Genomic DNA, 21,203 nt, shown 5'->3' with positions numbered 1-21,203 from the left:
GCGCTGTGCACGGGGGCGGCGCACCGGGTGAGCTCGCAGATGCGCATCGCGGCTCTTCCGGAGACGGCGCTCACGGAGGCGGCGCTTCGTAGGGGTGCCGAAGCCGCGGTGGCGTCACCAGGCGAGCGGTGAAGCGCCCAGCGGTTCCGCGGTGCGGTTCAGGCGTGGAGCCAGTGAGGAGTAGCCCACCTGGGTCGGTAGATAGCAGACCTCGCCGAACGGCCCGTGCACGGTGGCGAGCCCGGCGCCGGTGCGTGCGGGGTCGGGGGCGGGCAGCCCGGCCACTTGCTCTCGCGGCAGCAGCCCGAGGTCCTGCACCCACATGCACACCTTCGCCAGGTCGACGTGGACCCGGTAGCTGCCGCCTTCCCGGGCTCGGCGGCGCAGTGCCTCCAGCGCTCCGGTGGCACCTAGTACGGCGGCGAGGTAGTCGTTGAGCAGGTAGGTCGGGGGCAGCCGGGGCGCGTCGAAGGAACCTTCCTCGGCGGCGAACCCGGTGGCGGCGGAGGCGAGTTGGTCGAATCCTCCGCGCTGCGCCCATGGGCCCTGGGTGCCCCAGCCGTGGAAGTCCAGCACGACCAGCCCGGGCCGCCGCTCGGCCAGCGTCTTCGGGCCGAATCCCTTGCTGTCCAGGTTCAGGTAGTTGCTGACGTAGAGGTCCGCGCCTGCCAGGGTGGACCAGAAGGCGGCGGCCTGGGCCGGGTCGGTCAGATCACAGAAGGCGGCGCGCTTGCCGATACCGGTTTCGACGATCATGCCGACCGGGTCCGGGCGGCCGGGCGCGGACAGGTGCAGCACGTCGGCGCCCAGTTCAGCGGTGATCCGCGCGGCGATCGGGCCGGCGATCACATGGGTGTTGTCCAGCACCCGTACCCCGGCCAGCGGCAGGCCGCCGTCCGCCGCCGGGAACGGCTCCGGGAACGGCTCCGGCGCGCTCTCGCCGAGCTTCTCGATCCGGATCAGCGGCCCTTCCGCCAGGAGCCGGCCCTGCGGATGCCGGCGCCACTCGTCCTGGGTCCGTACCGCGATCGCGGTGCCGCCCCGCTCGCAGATCGCCTCCTCAAGGCGCAGCGCGTCCCACTGGGCGACGGCAGCGGCGATCCGCTCGCGGTCCGGCGGGCAGTCGAGGACCCGGCAGGCGATGTCCCGCAGGTGCGGGTAGGAGAACAGTACGAAGACGAATCGGCCGTCGGCGGCACGGTAGAAGTCGCTGTTGCCCAGGAGGTTGGGGTCCTCCTGCATGTGCGCGACCGGGACGCCCCGCATCCGGGTGTAGAACACGGCCATCAGCTGACGCACCGCCGCCTCCACGGAGACCGTGACGTCCTGCGCCGCGCCGCCGCGCTGCTGGTGGACGGCCGCGGCTTCGGTGCCCAGCGCGGCCAGCGCGGCCGCCGCGGCGTCGCCGATCCGGTGCACCGAGGACGTCACGGGATCTGCTCCGGTGATCTTCACCGTGCCGCCGGCGTCATGTGCCGTGATCCCCAACTCCCGGTACAGGCTCTCCAGGGCGCCGTACGCGGTGCTGCTGTTCTGCTGCTGTTCGACGGTCATGCCGGCTCTCCTCATCGGGTCCCCTCAAGGGACGACGGGCCGCGTCGGACGCGGCGGCCGGCCCTCGCCGGGCGGCCTCCATCAGCACAGCGGGCTCGACCCGCTACGTCCAATATCAGTTCGCCGAATCACCGATATCCCCGGCCGTATGAGCCGAGTCGGGGCCGTGGATACATATCCCCCGCCATATCTGTACGGCGCCCAACAAATATTGGACGGCGCCGGTGCCCGCCGGATTTCCTGGAGGCAGGAACGAGGCAGGAACGAGGCAGTACGCCACCGCTCTCCAGCCACCCGTACCGCCTACCACGTACCGCGGGCCACTGTCCGTACCGCCCGACCCAACTCCCCTACCGCACGCCCCCAGGAGGCACCGAACGATGTCCGAGAAGCCGAGCGGCCCGTCCGGCCGGGGACTCCTCGCCGGAGTCCGCGTCATCGAACTGGCCAGCGTGATCATGGCCCCGTACGCCGCCCAGCAACTCGGCGACCTGGGCGCAGACGTGATCAAGGTCGAGCCGCCCACCGGCGACATGACGCGCCACTACCCGCCGCGGCGCCACCCCGGCATGGGCGGCCCGGCACTGAACCTGAACCGCAACAAGCGCAGCGCCGCCATCGACCTCAAGGCCCCGCACGGCCGCGACGCCCTGCTCGCCCTGCTGCGCACCGCCGACGTCTTCATCACCAACCTGCGCCCGCAGGCCCTGGACCGGCTCGGCCTGGGGTACCGCGAGGTCGCGGCCGTCAACCCCCGGCTGATCTACGCAAGCGCCCAGGGCTTCCGCAGCGACAGCCGTTACGGCACCCACGCCGCCTACGACGACATCATCCAGGCGGCCAGCGGCCTGGTCTGGCTCAACCACAAGGTCTCCGGCCAACCGCACTACGTCCCCACCGTACTGGCCGACAAGATCTGCGGCATGCAGATCGCCCAGTCGGTGCTGGCCGCGCTGCACTACCGGGAGCACGGCGGCACCGGCCAGCACGTCGAGGTCCCCATGGCCGACACCATGCTCGCCTTCAACCTGGTCGAGCACCTGGGAGCGGCCGCATTGGAGGCCGACGGGGAGTTCGGCTCGGCCCGCTCGCTCAGCCCGCAGCGCCGTGCCCAGCGCACCGCCGACGGCTGGATGTGCATCCTGCCGCACAGCGACCGCAACTGGCGGGACTTCACCGCCTTCGTCGGCCGCCCCGAACTGGCCACCGACCCGCGCTTCGCCACCGGTCCCGACCGGGCCCGCAACGCCGACCAGTTCTATCCGCTGCTCGCCGGACTGACCCCGCACCACACCAGCGCCGAGTGGCAGGCATTCTGCGATCGTGCGGGCATCGCCGCCGCCCCGGTGCTCGACCTGGAGTCCGCCGCCACCACCGCGTACGCACGCGAGGGCGGTCTCCTGCGGGAGGCCGAGCACCCCACCGAGGGCCGCTACCGGGTCATCGGCCGCCCGGTCCGCTACTCGGCCGACCCGGAGCCGGAGCCGCGGCCCTGCCCGGGCATCGGCCAGCACACCGACGAGGTCCTCCGCGAAGCCGGCTTCGACCCTTCCCTGCTGCGCCCCGCCGGTTGACCGGGTTTCCGGGTTTCCGCACTGAAAAGAAATTCACCTTTGATTCACCAATATTGATTCACCAATCCGGGAGCGAATGAACCATGTCTTCTTCGAGGCCGTCACCTCTCGTATTTCCTGACGTCACCCTGCCCGAATCGGCACTTCTCCTGCGTACCGAGGTCCGTGCCTTTCTCGACGAGGAGCACGCCCGCGGCACCGTGCTCGGCCGCCCCGACTCCTGGCTGGCCGGCTGGGACGACGGCTTCAGCCGCCGCCTCGCCGGGCGCGGCTGGGTCGGCATGGCCCTGCCCACCGAGTACGGCGGCGCCGGCCGCGGATTCCTGGAGCGCTACGTGGTGATCGAGGAGCTCCTCGCCGCCGGGGCTCCGGTCAGCGCGCACTGGGTCTCCGACCGGCAGGCCGGACCCTCTGTCCTCCAGCACGGCAGCGAGGAGCAGCGGCGCTTCTTCCTGCCCCGGATCGCCGCCGGGCAGTGTTTCTTCTCCATCGGCATGAGCGAGAAGAGCAGCGGCTCCGACCTCGCCTCGGTCGCCGCTCGCGCCGAACGCACCGCCGGAGGGTGGCGGTTGACCGGCACTAAGATGTGGACCGGCGGCGCCCATGTCAACGACTACGCCATCGTGCTGGCCCGCACCGACGAGACCGGGGACAGGCACGCGGGCCTCAGCCAGTTCATCGTCGACCTGCGCGCCCCGGGCGTGCGGATCGAGCCGATCCGTCTGATGAGCGGCGAGCACCGCTTCAACGCCCTCCACCTCGAAGGCGTCGACGTCCCCGACGGCATGCTGCTCGGACGGCAGGGCGACGGCTGGAAGCAGGTCACCGGCGAACTCGCCTTCGAGCGCAGCGGCCCGGAACGCTACCTCACCACCTTTCCCCTGCTGGTCTCCCTGCTCCGCGAACTCGGACAGCGCGCCGCGACCGCCGAACAGCTCCGTCAGGTCGGCATCCTGACGGCCCGTCTTCACAGCGTCCGCCGGTTGTCCCTCGGTGTGGCCGCCGCGCTGGACGCCGGAGCCTCGCCCGACATCCAGGCCGCCCTGGTCAAGGACCTCGGCACCCGGCTGGAAGGCGCACTCGTCGACACCGTCCGCAGCATCCTGCCGACCCCTGCCGACCCGCACGCCACCCCCGGCACCCACTCCGAACTGCTCGCCTTCGCCCTGCTCCACAGCCCGGGCTACACCCTGCGCGGCGGCACCAACGAAATCCTTCGCGGCATCATCACTCGCGGTCTGGAGCAGCACTGATGAACACCCACACGATCCACACCGACACCCCCGCCATCCCGGCCGACGACTACGACACCACCGCCTTTTACGCCGCCCCGGACACCATCGCCACCGTCACCCACACCACTGCCCCGGACGCCGTGCCCCTCCCTTCCCCGTCCGCCTCCACCGCCGATGTCCTCGCCGCCGTCCGGGAGGCAGGACGCCGCGCTGTCCCCGCGCCGTTCGCCGAAACCGCCCTGGTCGCCCGCCCGCTCCTGCGCCGCGCCGGCTTCCCCGTACCCGACGGCCCGCTCAGCTACGCCATCGCCCCCGAACTGACGATCCGATACGCCCACCCGGCCGCTTCGGCCGTCGGCTCGGCCGGCTGCTCCGGCGAGAACGACACGCTGCTGGTCAGCGGCATCCTGCGCCGCGTCCCCTGGGCCCGCACCGCCACCGCCGTGATCGTCCTGGCCACCGCACCCTCCGGCCCCGTCCTGTTCACCCTCGCCCCGGACCGGGCCGTCCTCACCCCCGGCGGCAACCTCGCCGGCGAACCCCGCGACGACCTGCACCTCACCGCCCTGGAGATCCCCGCCTCACAGGTCCGCCGGATCCCCCGGCACCTGCTCGACGAGGCCGGGCACCGCGCGGCCCTGGCCCGGGCCGCCCTGATCGCCGGAGCCGCCGAACGCTGCACCGAGCTGACCGTCGCCCACACCGCCGCCCGCACTCAGTTCGGCCGTCCGCTCAGCCGTTTCCAGGCCGTCAAACAGGAGCAGGCACGCCTGATCGAAGAGACCGCCCTAGTCGGCGCCGCCGTCCAGGCCGCCGCCGCGCCCCTGGACACCGGCAGCCCGGCCGCAGCGTTCGCCGTCGCCGCTGCCAAGACCCAGGCATCCGCCTCCGCCGCCGAGATCGCCCGGATAGCCCACCAGCTGCACGGCGCCATCGGCATTACGCAGCTCAGCCCGCTCCACCTCGCCACCACCCGGCTGTGGTCCTGGCGCGACGAGGACGGCGACGAGAACAGCTGGGCCGTCCGCCTGGCCCGATCCGTCACCGCCACCACCCTCTGGCCGGCCCTCACCGCCACACCCTGACGCCGCGCCGCCGCACCTTGCCGTGCCGCAGCGGCTGCCGTTCCACACGACGGTGCCCACTCGGGGATCACGCCCGAGTGGGCACCGTCGTACTCCGGGGCAGCACGTCGGCCGATGAGGTTGCGCAGACCGGCGAAGGTAGGACCCCCGGGCGTACGCGCGGAAGGCGGTACGGCATCGCACGGTCAGGCGGGACCCGGATACAGGTCGGATACGGCTCCGTCGTCATTCGGTCGCAGTTTGATCATGGTCGAGCAAACGGCCGATTTTCGCCATGATCATGCTCATAAACTTCCGGCTGGTTCGTAAGCAGTTCACCGTTCAATCCCGGCAGTCGATGCCGGGCAGCACCCTGGGGGATCCCTATGCCCATTCGCCATGTCGTCGCGGCCGCACTGGTCGTCTCCGGCGCGCTCGCGCTGACTGCCTGCGGGCCCACCGAGGACGGCGGCAAGAAGGACGACGCCAAGGGTTCGGCGAGCGCGGCGCCGTCGCAGCCCACTGCGGGCAAGGGCGACAAGGGCAAGGACGGCTACAAGGACGGCTACAAGGACCCGTGCGCACCGCTGCCCAAGGGCCACAAGCTCATCAAGGTGAACGTCGTCGAAGGCGCGATGAACAACATCGTCGCGCAGGACGCCAAGGTGTCCTGCAACACGGCGATGGACGAAGGCGCCTTCTACCGTCCCGAGGGCGCGACGAACACCTATGCCTTCGACAACGAGCACGCGAAGGTGACCGTCATCGGCCAGGACGGCCCCGAGGTCCGCCCGGCGCGGCCGACCGACAAGGTCCTCTCCGGGATCGGTCACGTCAAGGAATGCGCGGACCCGAACCACCAGCAGTACGACAACCAGAGCAAGGCGGACCACAAGGAGTGGTGCGCCGGCCAGAACTACTACAACGTGACGCTCGGCCCGGGCAACAAGATCACCGAGATGGTCGAGCTCTCCGGCTCGTGACGCCCCGGAGATGCCGTGGGGCCCGGCACCGGCCGGGGCCCCACGGCGTCCCTCACGTCGTGAGCAGCATGCCCCCGTACGACACCCCCACGCAGGCCCGGCACAGCAGGTGGCAGGCAGCCGGAGGCAGTCGGACTCAGTACGCGCCGCCGCGGAAGTACACGCTGTGGTGCGCTCCGGGACGGTCGTCGTGCTCGTGCGCCGCATCGGAGCGGTCCGCGGGGGACGACCGCTCGGCCAGGACGCGAAGTGTTCCCAGGCCGGCCAGGACCTTGTCGCGGTTCTCGGCCCGCTTCATCCACGCCGGAAGCCGCGCGAGCATCGCCATCGTCGGACGGGCGGGGCCGCGCTCGCGCAGGCGGGCCTCTGTGTAGGCGGTCAGCTCGTGCAGATGTGCCTCGTTGTACGCCCACAGGAACTTCCCGCAGCAACGGGTCTGCAGCCACAGCGGCCGCCGGAAGAACGGGTCCTCGGTGCCGCCCATCACCGCGCCGGCCAGCCCTGTGCCCCGCGCTTCCGGCTCCCAGCCGTCCGTGGCACCGCACCCCGAGCAGGACAGGCGGCGCGGCTGGAACAGCAGCTCGCTGAAGTACTTACGCCCAGCCCCTGGTCACAGCGTCACCAGAGGGGTTTTAGGGTACGGCGATGGAGATCTTCCATCTACGCTACTTCGTGGCGGTCGCCGAGAACCTCAGCTTTTCCCGGGCCGCGCGTCAACTGCACATGGCCACCTCGCCGTTGAGTCAGCGGATAAGGGACCTGGAGCGTGAGCTCGACCAGCGGCTGTTCGACCGCGATTCGCACCACGTGGCCCTGACCAGCGCCGGCACGGCGCTGCTGCCCGTCGCGAAGGACGTCCTCGGCCGGTTCGACGACATTCCCTGGCAGCTGCGCCGGGCCCTGGGATCCGAGCGGCAGACGGTGTACGTGGGGGTGGTGCCCGTTCTGCACCCACAGCTGCGGGAGCGGCTGGAGCGGGTCGAGGAGCGCTGCGCCGAGGGGTTCGACGTCAAGCGCTGGCCCGGCAACAGCGCGAACCTCGTGAAGGCGGTGCAGCGCGGTGACCTGGCCATGGCGCTGGTGCACCTGCCGGTGCACGCCGAGGGGATCGAGGTGCTGGAGCTGCTGCGCGAGCCGCTGGGTGCGCTGCTGCCGGCCGCCGAGTTCGGTGCGCGGAGTTCGGTGTCGCTGAGCGAGCTCACGGACCACACCTATGTGACGTCGGCTCCCGGGACTCTCCCAACGTATTTCGACCAGCTTCGGGTGCGCCTGAAGGCCGCGGGCATCCGAAAGGAAATAACCCTCAACATCGGGGATTACGCGAGCGTCCGCGAGATCGTGGCCAACGGCTCGGTATTCGGCATCACCCTGCTCAGCACGAAAAACGAAGAAGGCGAGAGCGGAAAGGGAGCGAGCGTCGTCCTGCCTTTCCGGGACTTCTCCCCCGCCCTCGCGACCGGGCTGATCTGGCGCCGGGACCGGGCAGAACCGGACGGTGACCTGCATGAGCTGGTGGCGGAGACCGGAGCCGTGTTCACCGGGACATCCTGAGAAACCCTTGAGAAACCCTGTCCGGAAAACGGCGTGACCGCTGCGGTCACGCCGTTTTTCGCGCATTGGTGTCACTGATCGCTTGGGTTCCCACACACCACCGGACTAGCGTTTTCCCTGGGCGCAGGAACACCCCTCACGAGGAGTTCAAGCCCCCTTTCCATCCCGTTTTCCGTAGTGGAGTGGTAATGGAATCAGCAGAATTCGCAGAACCCGCGGCAGGGACAGACCCGTCGGCCGGCGGCCCGCTGGCCGGTGTGCGCGTCATCGACATGGCCACCGTCGTGATGGGGCCCTACGCCGCGCAGATCCTCGGCGACCTCGGCGCCGACGTCATCAAGATCGAATCGCCGAACGACACCGTCCGCGTCGGCGCTCTGCACCGCACGCCCGGCATGACGCCGCTGAACCTCAACGTCAACCGCAACAAGCGCAGCGTGACGCTCAACCTCAAGGACGAGGGCGAACGCGCCCGGGCGCTGGAGCTGATCGGCACCGCCGACATCCTGATCACCAACATGCGCATCGAGGCCCTGCGCCGCCTCGGCATGGATTACGACAGCCTCGCCGCAGACCACCCGCGCCTCGTCCACGTCCATGCGCAAGGGTTCCGCCCGGACTCCGACCGGGCCAAGCTGGCCGCGTACGACGAGACGGTGCAGGCCGCCTCCGGGCTGCTGGACCTGGCGCAGCGCGCGGGCGACGTGGGGGCACCGGTGGTGCTGCCGAGCATCATCGCCGACAAGGTCGCCGCGCTGACGATCGTCTACGCGGCGCTGGCCGCCCTCGTCCACCAGCGCGCGACCGGCCGCGGCCAGCACGTCGAAGTGCCCATGGTGGACACGCTCCTGGCGTTCAACCTGGTCGAGCACCTGCAAGGCCTCACCTTCGAGCCGCCGATGGGCCCGACCGGCTTTCCGCTGTCCATGAACAAGGGGCACCGGGCCCGCCCGACCAAGGACGGCCTGGCCATGATCATCCCGTACAGCCCGCAGAACTTCCGCGACCTGTTCGCCGCCGCCGGCCGTCCCGACCTGGCCGGCGATCCGCGGGTCAACGGCGAGTTCATCGACGCGCAGCGGGACGGCGAGGCCCTCGCCGAGCTGCTGGAGACGGTGACGCCGCACCTGACCACGGAGGAGTGGACGGAGGTGTGCACCAAGCACAGCATCCCCGTCGGCCCCGTGTTGCGGCTCGACGACGCCCCGGAGGACCCGTACGTCCGCGAGGGACATCTACTGGACGTCGCCGAGCATCCCAGCGAAGGCGCGTACCGGGTGGTCGGCATACCGCTGACGTTCTCCGCGACACCGGCCTCGGTGCGCCGGCACGCGCCGCTGCCCGGTCAGCACACGCAGGAAGTGCTCGCCGAGATCGACCGCGGTGAGGTGCGGCGATGAGCGACATCCGAGCGGACACCGTCCGCACCGAGACCGTCCGTACTGACACCGCCCGTGCTGAGACCCTCTGTGCTGAGACTGTCTGCACTGAGGCTGTCCGCACCGAGAGCGTCGGCGGCACCCTCGTCGTCACCATCGACCGCCCCCGGGTCCGCAACGCCGTCAACGCCGAGGTGGCCCTGGGCATCGCCGCCGCCGTCGACCGGCTGGAGTCCGACCCCGGGCTGCGGGTCGGCGTGCTCACCGGCACGGACGGCACCTTCTGCGCGGGCATGGACCTCAAAGCCGCTGCCCGCGGCGAGCAGGTGACCGTGCCCGGCAAGGGCTTCGCCGGACTCGCCGAGGCGCCCACGACCAAGCCGCTGATCGCGGCCGTCGAGGGCCACGCCCTGGGCGGCGGCTTCGAGCTCGCCCTGGCCTGCGACCTAGTGGTCGCCGCCGAGGGCGCCCGCTTCGCCCTCCCCGAAGTCCGGCGCGGGCTGATCGCCGCCGGCGGTGGAGTCGTACGGCTCCCCCGGCGTATCCCCCATCACCTGGCCATGGAACTGCTCCTGACCGGCCGTACGGTCACCGCCGAACGCGCCCGCGAGCTCGGTGTCGTCAACCGCCTCACCCCGGACGGCGGCGCCCTGCCGGCCGCACTGGAGCTCGCCGAGGAGATCGTGGCCAATGCGCCCCTGGCCCTGGCCGCGGTGAAGAGGACCGTACGGCTGTCCGACGGCGCGCCGGAGCCGGAGGCGTTCGCCGTGCAGGCCGCCGAAGCCGGAGCCCTGCTGCGCTCGGCCGACTTCGCCGAGGGCGTGCGTGCCTTCACCGAGAAGCGCACCCCGCAGTGGAGCGGACGATGAACCGCACGCACACGACGATGAACCGCGCACGCATCCTGGAGACCCTCAGCACTCCCGTCACGGCCCCCGCCTACGCCCCGGTCGCGGCCCGCTTCACCGATCGCGAGTACCTCAGCATCGTCTACCGCACCGACCCCGACGCACTGCGGGCCGTGGTGCCCGAGCCGCTGCGAGTCGACCCCGGCGAGCCGCTGGTGCGGTTCGAGGTGATGAAGATGGGCGACGTCACGGCCTACGGACCGTACGTCGAGGCCGGGCAGGCGATCCCGGTGCGGTTCGGGGACGAGCGCGGCGAGTACCTGCACGCGATGTACCTGGACAGCTTCGCCGCCACCGCCGCGGGCCGCGAGGTGAGCGCCTACCCGAAGGCGATGGGCACGCCGGCCCTGTTCGCGGACCACGCCGCACTGGTCGGGACGCTGGACTACGGCAGCGTGCGGGTGGCCACCGCGACGATGGGCTACAAGCATCGGCCGCTCGACCCCGAGCTCGCCCGCGAGCAGATCGCCGTGCCCACGTACATGGTCAAGGTCGTCCCCGGCTACGACGGCACCCCGCGCGTCTGCGAGCTGGTCCGCACGAGGATCACCGACCTCGTGGTCAAGGAGGCCTACACCGGCCCCGCGCGGCTGCAGCTCTTCGCGCACGTGCTGGCGCCGCTGGCGGACCTTCCGGTGCGCGAGATCGTCGCGGCCAGTCACATCGTCACGGACCTCACGCTGGACCGAGCCGTTCCCGTCCACGACTACCTCGCCGAGGAGGAGGCGTCATGACCCCCGGTACGAGCCCCGGGACGACCCCCGGGACAACCTCCGAGTGGAAAGCCGTCACCGTCGTCGGCGCCGGCACCATCGGCCTCGCGTGGGCCGCGCTGTTCGCCTCGTACGGAATCGAGGTCACTGTCACCGATCCGCGCGAGGACCTCGGCGAAGCCCTCGACGAGGCACTGCCGATGCTCGCCGCCGGACTGCCCGGCAGCGACGCCGCCGCACTGCACAGCCGCATCCGCACCACCCACGACCTGGCCGGGGCCGTGGCCGGAGCGCGGCTCGTCCAGGAGAACGGCCCGGAGAACCTGGAGTTCAAGCAGCGGCTGTTCGCCGACATCGCCCGGCACGCCCCAACCGACGCGGTGCTGGCCACCTCCAGCTCCGGAATCATCGCCTCGGAAATCGCCGCAGGGCTCCCGGACGAAGTCGCCGCCCGGCTGCTGGTCGCGCACCCCTTCAACCCGCCGCACCTCGTACCGCTCGTGGAGATCGTGCCGGGCGAGCGCACCGCGGACGTCGTCGTCGAGGCGGCCGCCGCCTTTTACCGGGCCCTGGGCAGGACACCCGTGCGGCTGCGCAAGGAGATCCCCGGATTCGCGGCCAACCGGCTGCAGAGCGCCGTGCTCCAGGAGGCGATCCACCTCGTCCTCACCGGGGTGGTGGACGCGGACGAGCTCGACACCGTGATGAAAGCGTCGCTGGGCGGCCGGTACGCGGCTGTCGGCCCGTTCGAGAGCTTCCACCTCGGCGGCGGCCCCGGCGGCATCCGCCACATGATGCGGCACCTGGGCCCCGGCCTCGCCGAGGGCTGGCAACGCCTCGGCCGCCCGGAGCTGGGCGACGACGCCGTCGCCACGATCGTCCGTCAGACCGAGGCCGCGTACGGACACGGCCCCGAGGCGTACCGGACGCGCGCCCTGCTCCGCGACCGCAAACAGCTCGCCCTGACCGCCGCGCTGCGCCGCGCCGACCACGGCTGAATTTTCACGACGCTGAATTCTCACAACGAGGAGGCAACGATGCCCAAGTCCGCCAACCCCACTCCAGATTTCTTCGGATTCTCCGACCTGCTCAGTGATGCCGAGCAGGCCGAACTGGCCACCATCCGGGACTACCTGGAAAGCGAGATCAGGCCGCTGGCCCAGGACGCCTGGGACCGGGCGGAATTCCCCTTCGAGGTGGTCGGGAAGCTGGCCAAGCTCGGGCTGGCCGGATACGCCTACCCCGAGTTCGGCGACGGGCGCCCGCGCAGCGAGCTCTTCTCCGGCTTCCTCAACCTCGAACTGAACCGCGTCGACCCGTCACTGGCCGTGTTCTCCGGCGTCCACACCGGTCTGGCGATGGGCAGCATCCGCGGCGGCGGAAGCCCCGAGCAGCGCGAGCGCTGGCTGCCGGACATGGCCGCGATGAACAAGATCGGTGCGTTCGCCCTCACCGAGCCCGAGGGCGGCTCCGACGTCGCGGGCGGCATGCGCACCACCGCCCGGCGCGAGGGGGACACCTGGGTGCTCGACGGTGCCAAGCGGTGGATCGGCAACGGCACCTTCGCCGATCTCGTCGTCGTCTGGGCTCGCGACGTCACCGACGGCGACGTCAAGGGATTCGTGGTGGAGCGGGGCACCCCCGGTTTCACCGCCACGAAGATCGAGGGGAAGGTCGCGCTGCGGACCGTGCAGAACGCCGACATCGTCCTCGACGGGGTACGGGTTCCCGAATCCGACCGCTTGCAGCGCATCAACAGCTTCCGCGACACGGCCGCCGTCCTGGCGCACACGCGGGGCGGGGTGGCCTGGCAAGCGCTGGGGATCGCGGTACGCGCCTACGAGCTCGCGCGGGATTACGCCGTCACGCGCGTACAGTTCGGCCGGCCCATCGGCTCCTTCCAGCTGGTCCAGGACCTCCTGGTGAAGATGCTCGGCAACGTCACCGCGATGTTCGGCATGGTCGTCCGCCTCAACCAGCTGGTCGCCGCGGGCCGGGGCGGTGCCGAACAGGCGGCGCTCGCCAAGGCGTTCACCACCACCCGGATGCGGGAATGCGTCGCCTGGGCCCGTGAACTCTTCGGCGGAAACGGCATCGTCCTCGACTACGAGATCGCCAAGTTCTTCGCGGACGCCGAGGCCGTCTACTCGTTCGAGGGCTCCCGCGAGATGAACACCCTCATCGTCGGAAAGGCCGTCACCGGGCACAGCGCCTTCGCGTGACGAGCGGCGAGTGGGTGGCTGAGGGGCGGGCGGACCGATGCGGATCGGCCCGCCCGCCCCTCGGCCGGCCCATGCGAACCAGCCGGGCCCGTTCAACGCGGGCCCGGCTCCGTCCCGAGGGCCCCGGCCCGCGGCCGGCGCCTCGGACCGGCCGGCCCACGCACGGGCGGCCGGCGTACTCCCTCCTCGTCCGCCCGGACTACTTGCCGGTGGTGTAGATCGGGAAGAGGGATCCCTCGACGTAGGAGCCGCCTTGGAAGGTGTCCCCGGCGCGCCAGGCGTAGCGGTAGAGGTTCAGTTCGCCCGTGGGTACCTCGGTGCTGAACTTGCCGCTGGTCACCGAGGAGGCCAGGCGGCCCTTGTTCACGCGGGTGGAGCCTGAGGCCACGCTCTTCCACCGGTCGGTGGCGGTGTCGTAGCGTTCGAGGACGCTGACGATGTCGAGGTCGACGCTGGTGCCCAGTTCGGGCAGCAGGTCGGCCATGCCGCGCAGCTCGGCGTAGACCTCTGCGGAGACGGTGGTCTTGCCGGTGGTCTTGGCCGGTGCGGTGGTGAGGGTGGCGTGGCCGTGGACGGTGTGCTGGATCGGGGTGGAGCGGGCCACGGTCGTCTCTCCGGTCCGGTTGCCGGTGGCCGGATCATTGGCCTTCCCGGGCCGGTCCCGTCCAGGGACGGCGGCAGGAACAGCACCTTCAGCCCCTTGGTCATCCCCCGGACGATGACGGCGTCGCCGTACGGCTCGTCGGCGCAGAAGAGCCAGTCGATCGCGAGGTCCATCAGCGCGTTGCGCGGAACGGTGTGGGTGAGGGTGCCCACGAGGATCGGATCGGTGCCGGTGACGTCCACCGAATCGTCCGTCTTCGCCCGGGACACCACCCCGAAGTTGCCGTTGATGTCCCGGGCGAGCAGGTTCAGGACCGCACGCGCCTTGTAGGGGGCGGTGCGGCCCCACACCCCGGCGTCGTTGCGGCGGACCGCGACGCCGCGCAGGCGGGCCGTGATCGTCACATCGGTGGTTCCGGGTACGGGGGTGACGTCGGCGATCAGCTGGGCGTCGGCCCGCCACCCGTCCAGGGCATCGGTACGGGAGCCGCCGACGCGGCCCCAGCCGACGTGCACGTGGTCCGGGGCCGGGTCCACGAACCGGGTGGTGCCCGCCGCCGGGGCCCGGGCCGGCTCGATGAGGGCGTCGGCGCCGTCGCCGGGCTCGCAGAACTCGTACTGGCCGCGCACCACCCACAGGTCGTTGTCCCGCAGCCACTGCTGGTAGTCCGCCAGCTCGGCCCGGTAGGCGTCCATCGACTTCTCCCAGGCGGCCAGGTCCTGGTCGTAGGCGGTCTTGTCCTGCCGGTAGGTCTCCATCGCCTCGTCGTAGGCGGCAGTGTCCTTGCGGTCGGTCTCTGCGGCCTGCTCGGTCAGCTTGTCCTTGCACGCCTGCTGGGAGGCGGCCTCGGTGTAGGCCGGCGCCAGGTCGGTCAGGCCGACGGCCGTGAATTGCTTGGCCGAGTAGCGTTTCGGGCCCGGGACACGCGCGGCGCGGTAGACGTCCTCCGCGCTGTTGGACCACATGGTCGTCGCGTCGAACTTGAACGGGCCAGGCGGGTTCCACAGGTTCTGATCGGGACTGCTTCCTGAGAGGACGTCGTTGTACTCGTCCTCCGAGATGCACTCCGGAAGGACTCCGTCGGCCAGCAGGTGGTCACGGAACTCGGTGAACGTATGGCTCTTCGCGTACGCGACCACCTCGTCCATCGCCGCACGGAGACTGGCGTTCGTGTATCCCTTCCACGACGGCTGCTTCGACTTCGGCGGTATGAGCCGGACGATCGTGCGCTTCACCCTCTCGTGGCCCGTCCGGGGAGGCCGCCAGTTCATCGTGTACTCGCCGGTCGCCTCTTCCGGACCCGGAACGCGGTGTGGAACGGGCTTCACCGGTTCGGTCGGCGCGGTCGGGCGGGTGGGCTGAAGCGGCTTGGAACGGGAACCACTTGCCATGCGTCATCGCTCCTCGTGAACGTCAGCGGACACAACGCAGCCAGCCAAACATTGCGAAGATCGCCACGAAAGACCTGATTCCCGCCAAACGCACCATGACCCCACCATGACCGCACCATGCCGGTGCACCCGCCGCCGTCCCTGCCGCGCGGCTTCGGTAGAGGCCGTCAGGGCCGCACAGCGGCCCCAGCGGAAGCGCTACCGCCCCAGTTCGTACAGGTCGCCCAGGAGCTGGTCACGGAAGGTGAAGTACGCGGCGTGGCCGGTGGATACGGTGCTGGTCATGCGGGGTCAGCTCCCAGAGAGGAGGAGGGAATCAGCACAGGTTAACAACTGTGTGTTACTGAAAAAATCCGCAGTGTAGTCTTCCGACGGCGTGGTGATCGCCACGTCCGGAAGAGGAGCCATCACACGATGACCGTGGAATCGACCGGCTTTCCCCCGCAGCCGTCCGGCTCGGCGGAAGCCGCCGCTCGTCCCTTCGACGTCCTCGGCAAGACGTACGAGGAGGCCTACGCTCAACTCACCGAGCGGCTGGCGGCGATCGACTGGCTGCTGGCCCGCCTGCCCGAGCAGGCACGGGTGATGGACATCGGCTCCGGCACCGGCAGGCCGACCGCCGACCTGATCGCATCCGCCGGTCACCGGGTGACCGGCTACGACGTGTCAAAGACGATGGTCGAGCTGGCCCGCACCCAGGTCCCCCGTGCCCGCTTCGAACTGGCCGACGTCCGGGCCCTGCCCGACACCTCCGGGCAGTGGGACGCCGTCACCGCCTTCTTCCCCCTCCTCCAAATGCCCCGCACGGACCTGGATGCCACCCTCGCGAGGATCGCCGACTGGCTGGTCCCGGGCGGGCTCTTCGTCTTCGCGACCGTGCCCTTCGACGCGGAGGGCGAGGAGATCCAGTGGATGGGCCAGACCATCCGCTGCACCAGCTATCCGACCGATACGTACGGCCGGCTGCTGCGCGAGGCGGGCCTGGAGATCGTGCACGAGCACGTCAGTATCTTCCACCCCGACTTCCCCGGCATGGGCGCCGAGGAGCACCTCTTCGTCTACGCCCGCAAGCCCGGCGGCCCGGCCGTACCCCCGCACCCCCTGGCCGGCCCGTACCCGCTCCCCGAGTCCTACCGGGGCCCGCACGAGCTCAGTGAGCAGGGCTGGCTGGGCATGGAGGCCCGCTTCGAACGCCAGGACATCGCCGTCGTCGTGAACGCACTGGCGAACAACAACAGGGTCCTGGACGTGGGCGGCGGCACCGGCGCGGTCGTGAAGGAGATCGCCGCCCGGCTGGGGTCGGTGACCACCGTCGAACCGCACGCGGCGCGCGAGGAGAGCATGCGGCCCCTGGCCGGACACGGGGTGACCGTGCTGCCCGGGTGCGCCGAGCGCCTTCCACTGGGGGACGCGGAGTTCGACGCCGCCGTCGCCACCTGGGTGCTGCACTACACAGACGATCCGGAGACGGCCGTCACCGAGATGGCCCGTACCGTCGACCGGAAGCACCCGGAAGCACGTGTCGTCCTCGTCCAGGGCGCCCCGGACAACGAGCTCATCGACCTGTGGAACCGCACCTGCGCCCCGCTCCTCGGAGAGCCGCACGATCACCAGGGCTACCTGCTCACCCGTGCCGCTCACACCCTGGCCGAGCGGGGCTTCGACGACATCTCCTTCACCCGCGCCCGTGTCGACGTGGTCTTCTCCGAGGAGGGCGCCGAGGCCAGGGCACAAGCCGCGGCCGGCGTGCTCGCCGAGTTCTGGAACACCGGGCATCCCCGGCTCGCCCAGCTGCGCGAGGCACTGCTGCCGCCCCTGCGCGAGCACTTCGCCACCGGCACCGACCGCTTCCACGACGACGCCGTCATGCTCCTGGCCCGCCCCCGCCGCACCCGATAGGAGCCGACCCATGACATCGACGCCCACCGCGCCCACAGCGCCCACCACTCCCGGCACCCCGCCCCCACTCACCTCGGCCGACGTCGCCGCCTGGTACGAAGCCTCCGACGAGCTGTGCAAACTGATCAGCGGGGACAGCTTCCACTACGGGCTGTGGCAGCAGGGTGACCTCGACGGCCCGCGGCCCGCCCGGGAGCTGGCCACCCGGGCCCAGGACCGGATGACCGACTTCTTCTGCGACCTGCTCGGCCTGGAACCCGGCCACCACCTGCTCGACGTGGGGTGCGGTCACGGCAGCCCCGCCCTCCACGCCGCCCGGCAGCGCGGCATCGAGGTCACCGGGTGCAGCATCAGCCACGCCCAGATCACCGAGGCCACCCGCCGTGCCGCCGCCGCGGAAATGACGAAGCGGGTCCGCTTCGCCCTCGGCGACGCCATGGACCTGCCCCACGACAGCGACCGCTTCGACGCCGTCTGGGCCCTCGACAGCTTTCCCCACCTCCACGACCCGGTTCAGGGACTGCGCGAAACCGCCCGGGTCGCCCGCCCGGGAGCGCCGATCCTGGTCACCTTCTACACCCAGCGCGCCCCCGCCACGGACGCGGAACTGGCCATGTGCCGCGACGCGTTCGCCTTCTGCCCGCTGCCCACCCACGCCGAAGTCCTTGACCAGGTCCGCGCGGCCGGACTCACAGCCGAGCAGGTCCACGACCTGACCGAGCACATCGCCCCCACCGGCATCGCCTACGAACGCATCTACCGGGAGAACCGCACCGTCGTGGCCGAGAAGTTCGGCACGGACTTCGCCGAGGGCATGGACACCACACTGACCGACACTCTCACCTTCCTCACGGACAAGACCGGCTACGTAGCCTGCCTGCTGCGCAGTTCCCCGCTCAGCTGACCATGCTGCCCCGCCCCGTTCGTCCTCGCTCCTTCCTCTCGCTCCGCGCCTTCCTCTCGCCTCGCTCGTTCCGCTCGTTCCGCTCGTTCCGCCAAGGAAACCCGTGACGACTCCGTACCCCGGGTGCCCCGCCCACGCTCCCGGCACCATCACCGGCCACGCCACCGGTGGCTTCCACACTGCCTACGCGCACTTGCGCCGGGAGCACCCCGTCTATCACGACCGCGAGCTCGGCCTGTGGGTCGTCTCACGCCACCGTGACATCGACGAAGTCCTGCGCGACCGCCACCGCATCTTCACCCCCGCCCACAGCTACGACCCCGTCCAGCCCACCGATCCCGAGGCCGCCCGCATCTACACGGGCGTACAGGACGTCCCCGTCGCGGCCTCCACCGATCCCCCCGTCCACACCCGCTACCGTGACGCGCTCACCGCGGTGTGGCCCACCAGCGCGCTTCAGCTCGCCCCCTGGCACACCCACATCGAAAAGCGCGCCCAGGAGGCGGCGAAGGCCTTCGCCGCGCGGCCCACCCGCAGCGGCGAGCTCACCGCAGACTTCGCACGCCCCCTCACCGCCCGCATCATGAGCGACCTGATCGGCGTCGCCCCCGACAACGAACCATGCGTCATCGACGGCTCGGCCGGCATGGCCGACCTCCTTTGGTCCTTCCAGCCACCCGCCGAGCAACAACGCTGCGCCCAAGCCGTCCTCGACCTGTGGAACCACTGCTCCCACCTCGTGGGCCGGCGGCGCAGCGAGCCGCGAGACGACCTCACCACCGCGTGGATCGACCACCGCGACGAGCACGGTGCAGCCCTGACGGACGCCGAGATCGCCTCCACCCTGATGGAGGTCCTCACCACCAACGCCGAAACCCTCGGCCTGCTCATCGTCACCGGCCTCCGCCACCTCCTCACCGGCGACGGCTACCGCCGGCTGGCACAGCACCCCCAGGAAGCACCCGCTGCCGTCGAGGAAACCCTGCGCATGGATCCGCCCCTCATCGGCTGGATCCGCACCACCACCCGCCCGGTCACGCTCGCCGGCACCGACCTGCCCGCCGGGTCCCGCCTGCTGCTGCTCATGCACGCAGCCGCTCACGACGAAGACCACGGCGTGCGCGACACCCTCACCTTCGACCACCGCCGCCGGGACACGCCCCCCACGCTCGCCTTCGGCGCGGGCGTCCACTACTGTCCCGGAGCCCAGTACACCCGCCTCGTCGCGCAGCACGCCCTGACCGCTCTCACACAGGCCCTGCCCGACCTCACCCTCACCGTTGAAACCCCCGCGTCCCGCCCTCTCAACCTCATCCTTCGCCGTCCCATGGCGCTGGAGGTTGCCTGGTAGAGCAGGAGGCGCCGTCGTCAACCCACCCGACGAGCGGTAGGTAGCTGACAGCGGCACGGTGAAGTCGCTGTACGCCACTGGCCACGTGCTCGTAGGGCACGTCCTCCCCGCACACACTGCACTCTCGGCGGCGGCGCACCCGCCCACCGTCCGCGTCCGGTCCTGCGGGGCACCGCGGAAGCCGCTCGCCGGAACAGATGCTCGAGATCTCTGCGAGCTGCCTCGCGGAAGTCATCCACCCCGGGCACGGTCAGGCCCGGGGTCTGCCGTCAGGTGTGGTCCGGCCATGTCAGGCGGCGGGCGAAGTGCGCCCATGCGGCCACGACCGTAAGCACGGCGACGAGGCCGCCGAGCGTCATGACCGTGGATAGGGAGGTTCGGTCCACGATGACGCCACCAGCCACCGCGCCGAGTGAGAGCGTCGCCTGGAAGGAAGCCGTGAACAGCACCGACGCTGCCTCGGGCGCGTCGGGGGTCGCCTTGGCGAACCATGTCTGGGAGGAGACGGGGACGGCGCCATAAGCAACGCCCCAGACGATCAGCAAGGCAAGCGCGCCGATCTGCCAGCGCCCCAGGACCGGCAGCAGCAAGGTGGCGGTTGCGATCATGCCGGCGGCGAGACCGAAGGTGGTCCGGGGGTAGCGGGTGACCGCCGCTCCGCCCAGGAAGTTGCCGACGATTCCTGCGGCACCGTAGACCAGCAGGAAGACCGTGATCAGTTGCGGACCGGCACCGGTGACGTGCTCCAGGAACGGAGTGATGTAGGTGTAGGTCCCGAAGTGCGCCAGCACGGCCACAAAGGTCAGCAGCAGTGCGAAACGCGTATTGACGCCCTTGAACATGCTGCGCAGCACACCCAGACGGGTTGTCCGGTCGGGCGGCAGCGGGGGCATGACCAGGAGCAGCATGGCCAGCACACCGACGGTGAGGGCGCCCATGACGACGAATGCCGTGCGCCAGCCGGCCAGGTCCCCGATGAATGTGCCGGCCGGTACACCGAGCACGGAGCCCAGTGGCACTGCGGAGAAGATCACCGACGTGGCGCGACCGGCCGACGCCGCGGGCACCAGACGCTCGGCCAGTCCGGTACCGATCGACCAGAAGCCCCCGATGACGATGCCGACCATGACACGGGAGACCAGGAGCAGCCAGTAGTCGGGTGCTGCGGCGGCCAGGAAGTTCGCCATAGCCAGCAGGAGCATGAACACGCACAGCATCAGGCGGCGGTCGATGTGTGCGGTCGCCACGGTGACCACGGGTGCGGAGATGGCCGCGAGAAGTCCCGGCATGGTCATCATCAGACCGGCCATTCCGTCGGAGACGGCGAAGCTGGACCCGATCGTGGTGAGCAGGCCGATCGGCAGGATCTCGGTCGTGACGATGGAGAAGATTCCCAGCGTTATCGCGCTCACGGCCAGCCACCCGATCAGGGGAGATCGAGTAGGTAAGCCGAATCCGTCAGCGTGGCACATGGTGGTGGTGTTGGTCGAGGCCATGAATTCCGTCCTGTGCAGGGTGTGTCGTTGCGTGATCAGTTCAACAGGCCTCGTGCAGTGAAGGCTGGCAGGTCTGCGACATCACTCTTGCGACGCGAGGGTCATGTCGCAGATCAGCTGAATCACTCTGCAACACGGTCAGTGCCGGGGAAATTCCGGCGAGGCGGTCTGACTTCCAACCTTCTGGTACAAGCCCTGGGCGTGGCCCGGACAGAGCTTGGAGCGGCAGGGCCCGTACTCGTAGTGACTGAGCGTTTTCAGTTCGGTCATCGGTCGGGTGACGAGGGTTGGGGCAGAACGGGCGAGGCTCCAGGGGTGTTGAGACAGATGTCTGACGTCTGAACTCATCACCCGAGGGGCCTCGTTGGTTACGTA

18 protein-coding genes are annotated in these 21,203 nt (G+C 70.4%); 13 read left to right on the top strand and 5 right to left on the bottom strand.

What is annotated here, in order from left to right:
* Window positions 1-114 precede the first annotated feature (114 nt).
* Window positions 115-1,554, bottom strand: a complete 1,440-nt coding sequence (locus D7231_RS32860; RefSeq protein ID WP_158673866.1) for a CoA transferase — start codon at window positions 1,552-1,554, stop codon at window positions 115-117.
* Window positions 1,555-1,934: 380 nt separating this feature from the next.
* Between D7231_RS32860 and D7231_RS32855 the strand changes: the two genes are divergently transcribed.
* From D7231_RS32855 to D7231_RS32840, 4 genes are all read left to right on the top strand, one after another.
* Complete coding sequence (locus tag D7231_RS32855; RefSeq protein ID WP_120759711.1) at window positions 1,935-3,128, top strand: CaiB/BaiF CoA transferase family protein; 1,194 nt, start codon at window positions 1,935-1,937, stop codon at window positions 3,126-3,128.
* Window positions 3,129-3,211: 83 nt separating this feature from the next.
* Window positions 3,212-4,381 carry an acyl-CoA dehydrogenase family protein gene (locus D7231_RS32850; protein WP_120759709.1) on the top strand — a complete coding sequence of 390 codons (1,170 nt, stop codon included), beginning with the start codon at window positions 3,212-3,214 and terminating at the stop codon, window positions 4,379-4,381.
* On the top strand, window positions 4,381-5,448 hold the full coding sequence (locus tag D7231_RS32845) for an acyl-CoA dehydrogenase family protein (RefSeq protein ID WP_120759707.1): 1,068 nt from the start codon (window positions 4,381-4,383) through the stop codon (window positions 5,446-5,448). Before D7231_RS32850 ends, D7231_RS32845 begins: the two co-directional genes overlap by 1 nt.
* A gap of 365 nt (window positions 5,449-5,813) precedes the next feature.
* Window positions 5,814-6,410, top strand: coding sequence for a DUF3558 domain-containing protein (locus D7231_RS32840; RefSeq protein WP_120759705.1), 597 nt, complete (start codon window positions 5,814-5,816; stop codon window positions 6,408-6,410).
* A 136-nt stretch (window positions 6,411-6,546) separates the two neighbouring features.
* Here the strand turns inward: D7231_RS32840 and D7231_RS32835 are convergent, their stop codons facing one another.
* Entirely contained in the window at window positions 6,547-6,894 is a 348-nt protein-coding gene (locus tag D7231_RS32835) for a hypothetical protein (RefSeq protein WP_242000044.1), read from the bottom strand.
* Window positions 6,895-7,055: 161 nt separating this feature from the next.
* On the opposite strand from D7231_RS32835, the gene D7231_RS32830 reads away from it, so the two are divergent.
* The 6 genes from D7231_RS32830 to D7231_RS32805 all read left to right on the top strand — a co-directional run bounded on the left by D7231_RS32830 (window position 7,056) and on the right by D7231_RS32805 (window position 13,183).
* The gene (locus tag D7231_RS32830) at window positions 7,056-7,961 is read left to right on the top strand and encodes a LysR family transcriptional regulator (protein WP_120759700.1); all 906 of its coding nucleotides are present in this window, start codon (window positions 7,056-7,058) and stop codon (window positions 7,959-7,961) included.
* A 188-nt stretch (window positions 7,962-8,149) separates the two neighbouring features.
* On the top strand, window positions 8,150-9,361 hold the full coding sequence (locus D7231_RS32825) for a CaiB/BaiF CoA transferase family protein (protein WP_120759698.1): 1,212 nt from the start codon (window positions 8,150-8,152) through the stop codon (window positions 9,359-9,361).
* Window positions 9,358-10,209 carry a crotonase/enoyl-CoA hydratase family protein gene (locus D7231_RS32820; RefSeq protein WP_120759696.1) on the top strand — a complete coding sequence of 284 codons (852 nt, stop codon included), beginning with the start codon at window positions 9,358-9,360 and terminating at the stop codon, window positions 10,207-10,209. The genes D7231_RS32825 and D7231_RS32820 overlap by 4 nt, the downstream gene beginning before the upstream one ends.
* A 17-nt stretch (window positions 10,210-10,226) precedes the next feature.
* Window positions 10,227-10,982 carry an acetoacetate decarboxylase gene (locus D7231_RS32815; protein WP_120759759.1) on the top strand — a complete coding sequence of 252 codons (756 nt, stop codon included), beginning with the start codon at window positions 10,227-10,229 and terminating at the stop codon, window positions 10,980-10,982.
* Window positions 10,979-11,959, top strand: a complete 981-nt coding sequence (locus D7231_RS32810) for a 3-hydroxyacyl-CoA dehydrogenase NAD-binding domain-containing protein (protein ID WP_120759694.1) — start codon at window positions 10,979-10,981, stop codon at window positions 11,957-11,959. Before D7231_RS32815 ends, D7231_RS32810 begins: the two co-directional genes overlap by 4 nt.
* Before the next feature lie 39 nt (window positions 11,960-11,998).
* On the top strand, window positions 11,999-13,183 hold the full coding sequence (locus D7231_RS32805) for an acyl-CoA dehydrogenase family protein (protein ID WP_120759692.1): 1,185 nt from the start codon (window positions 11,999-12,001) through the stop codon (window positions 13,181-13,183).
* A 199-nt stretch (window positions 13,184-13,382) separates the two neighbouring features.
* Here the strand turns inward: D7231_RS32805 and D7231_RS36670 are convergent, their stop codons facing one another.
* Together D7231_RS36670 and D7231_RS32795 are read right to left on the bottom strand one after the other, a co-directional pair.
* A complete protein-coding gene (locus tag D7231_RS36670) occupies window positions 13,383-13,550 on the bottom strand; it encodes a hypothetical protein (RefSeq protein WP_158673865.1) in 168 nt (55 codons plus the stop codon).
* A complete protein-coding gene (locus tag D7231_RS32795) occupies window positions 13,547-15,178 on the bottom strand; it encodes a hypothetical protein (RefSeq protein ID WP_147449836.1) in 1,632 nt (543 codons plus the stop codon). Before D7231_RS32795 ends, D7231_RS36670 begins: the two co-directional genes overlap by 4 nt.
* 414 nt (window positions 15,179-15,592) lie before the next feature.
* Between D7231_RS32795 and D7231_RS32785 the strand changes: the two genes are divergently transcribed.
* The 3 genes from D7231_RS32785 to D7231_RS32775 all read left to right on the top strand — a co-directional run bounded on the left by D7231_RS32785 (window position 15,593) and on the right by D7231_RS32775 (window position 19,332).
* Complete coding sequence (locus D7231_RS32785) at window positions 15,593-17,077, top strand: methyltransferase domain-containing protein (protein WP_120759684.1); 1,485 nt, start codon at window positions 15,593-15,595, stop codon at window positions 17,075-17,077.
* Between the two features lie 10 nt (window positions 17,078-17,087).
* Window positions 17,088-17,981, top strand: a complete 894-nt coding sequence (locus D7231_RS32780) for an SAM-dependent methyltransferase (RefSeq protein WP_120759682.1) — start codon at window positions 17,088-17,090, stop codon at window positions 17,979-17,981.
* A 103-nt stretch (window positions 17,982-18,084) separates the two neighbouring features.
* Window positions 18,085-19,332: a cytochrome P450 gene (locus D7231_RS32775; protein WP_120759680.1), complete on the top strand. Its 1,248-nt coding sequence runs from the start codon at window positions 18,085-18,087 to the stop codon at window positions 19,330-19,332.
* 269 nt (window positions 19,333-19,601) lie between these two features.
* On the opposite strand, the gene D7231_RS32770 is transcribed toward D7231_RS32775, so the two are convergent.
* Window positions 19,602-20,804, bottom strand: coding sequence for an MFS transporter (locus D7231_RS32770; protein WP_199739507.1), 1,203 nt, complete (start codon window positions 20,802-20,804; stop codon window positions 19,602-19,604).
* Window positions 20,805-21,203: the final 399 nt, after the last annotated feature.

Source organism: Streptomyces klenkii (assembly GCF_003626645.1).
In the GTDB taxonomy this organism is placed as follows: domain Bacteria; phylum Actinomycetota; class Actinomycetes; order Streptomycetales; family Streptomycetaceae; genus Streptomyces; species Streptomyces klenkii.
This window is presented reverse-complemented; position numbering and strand designations above follow the sequence as displayed.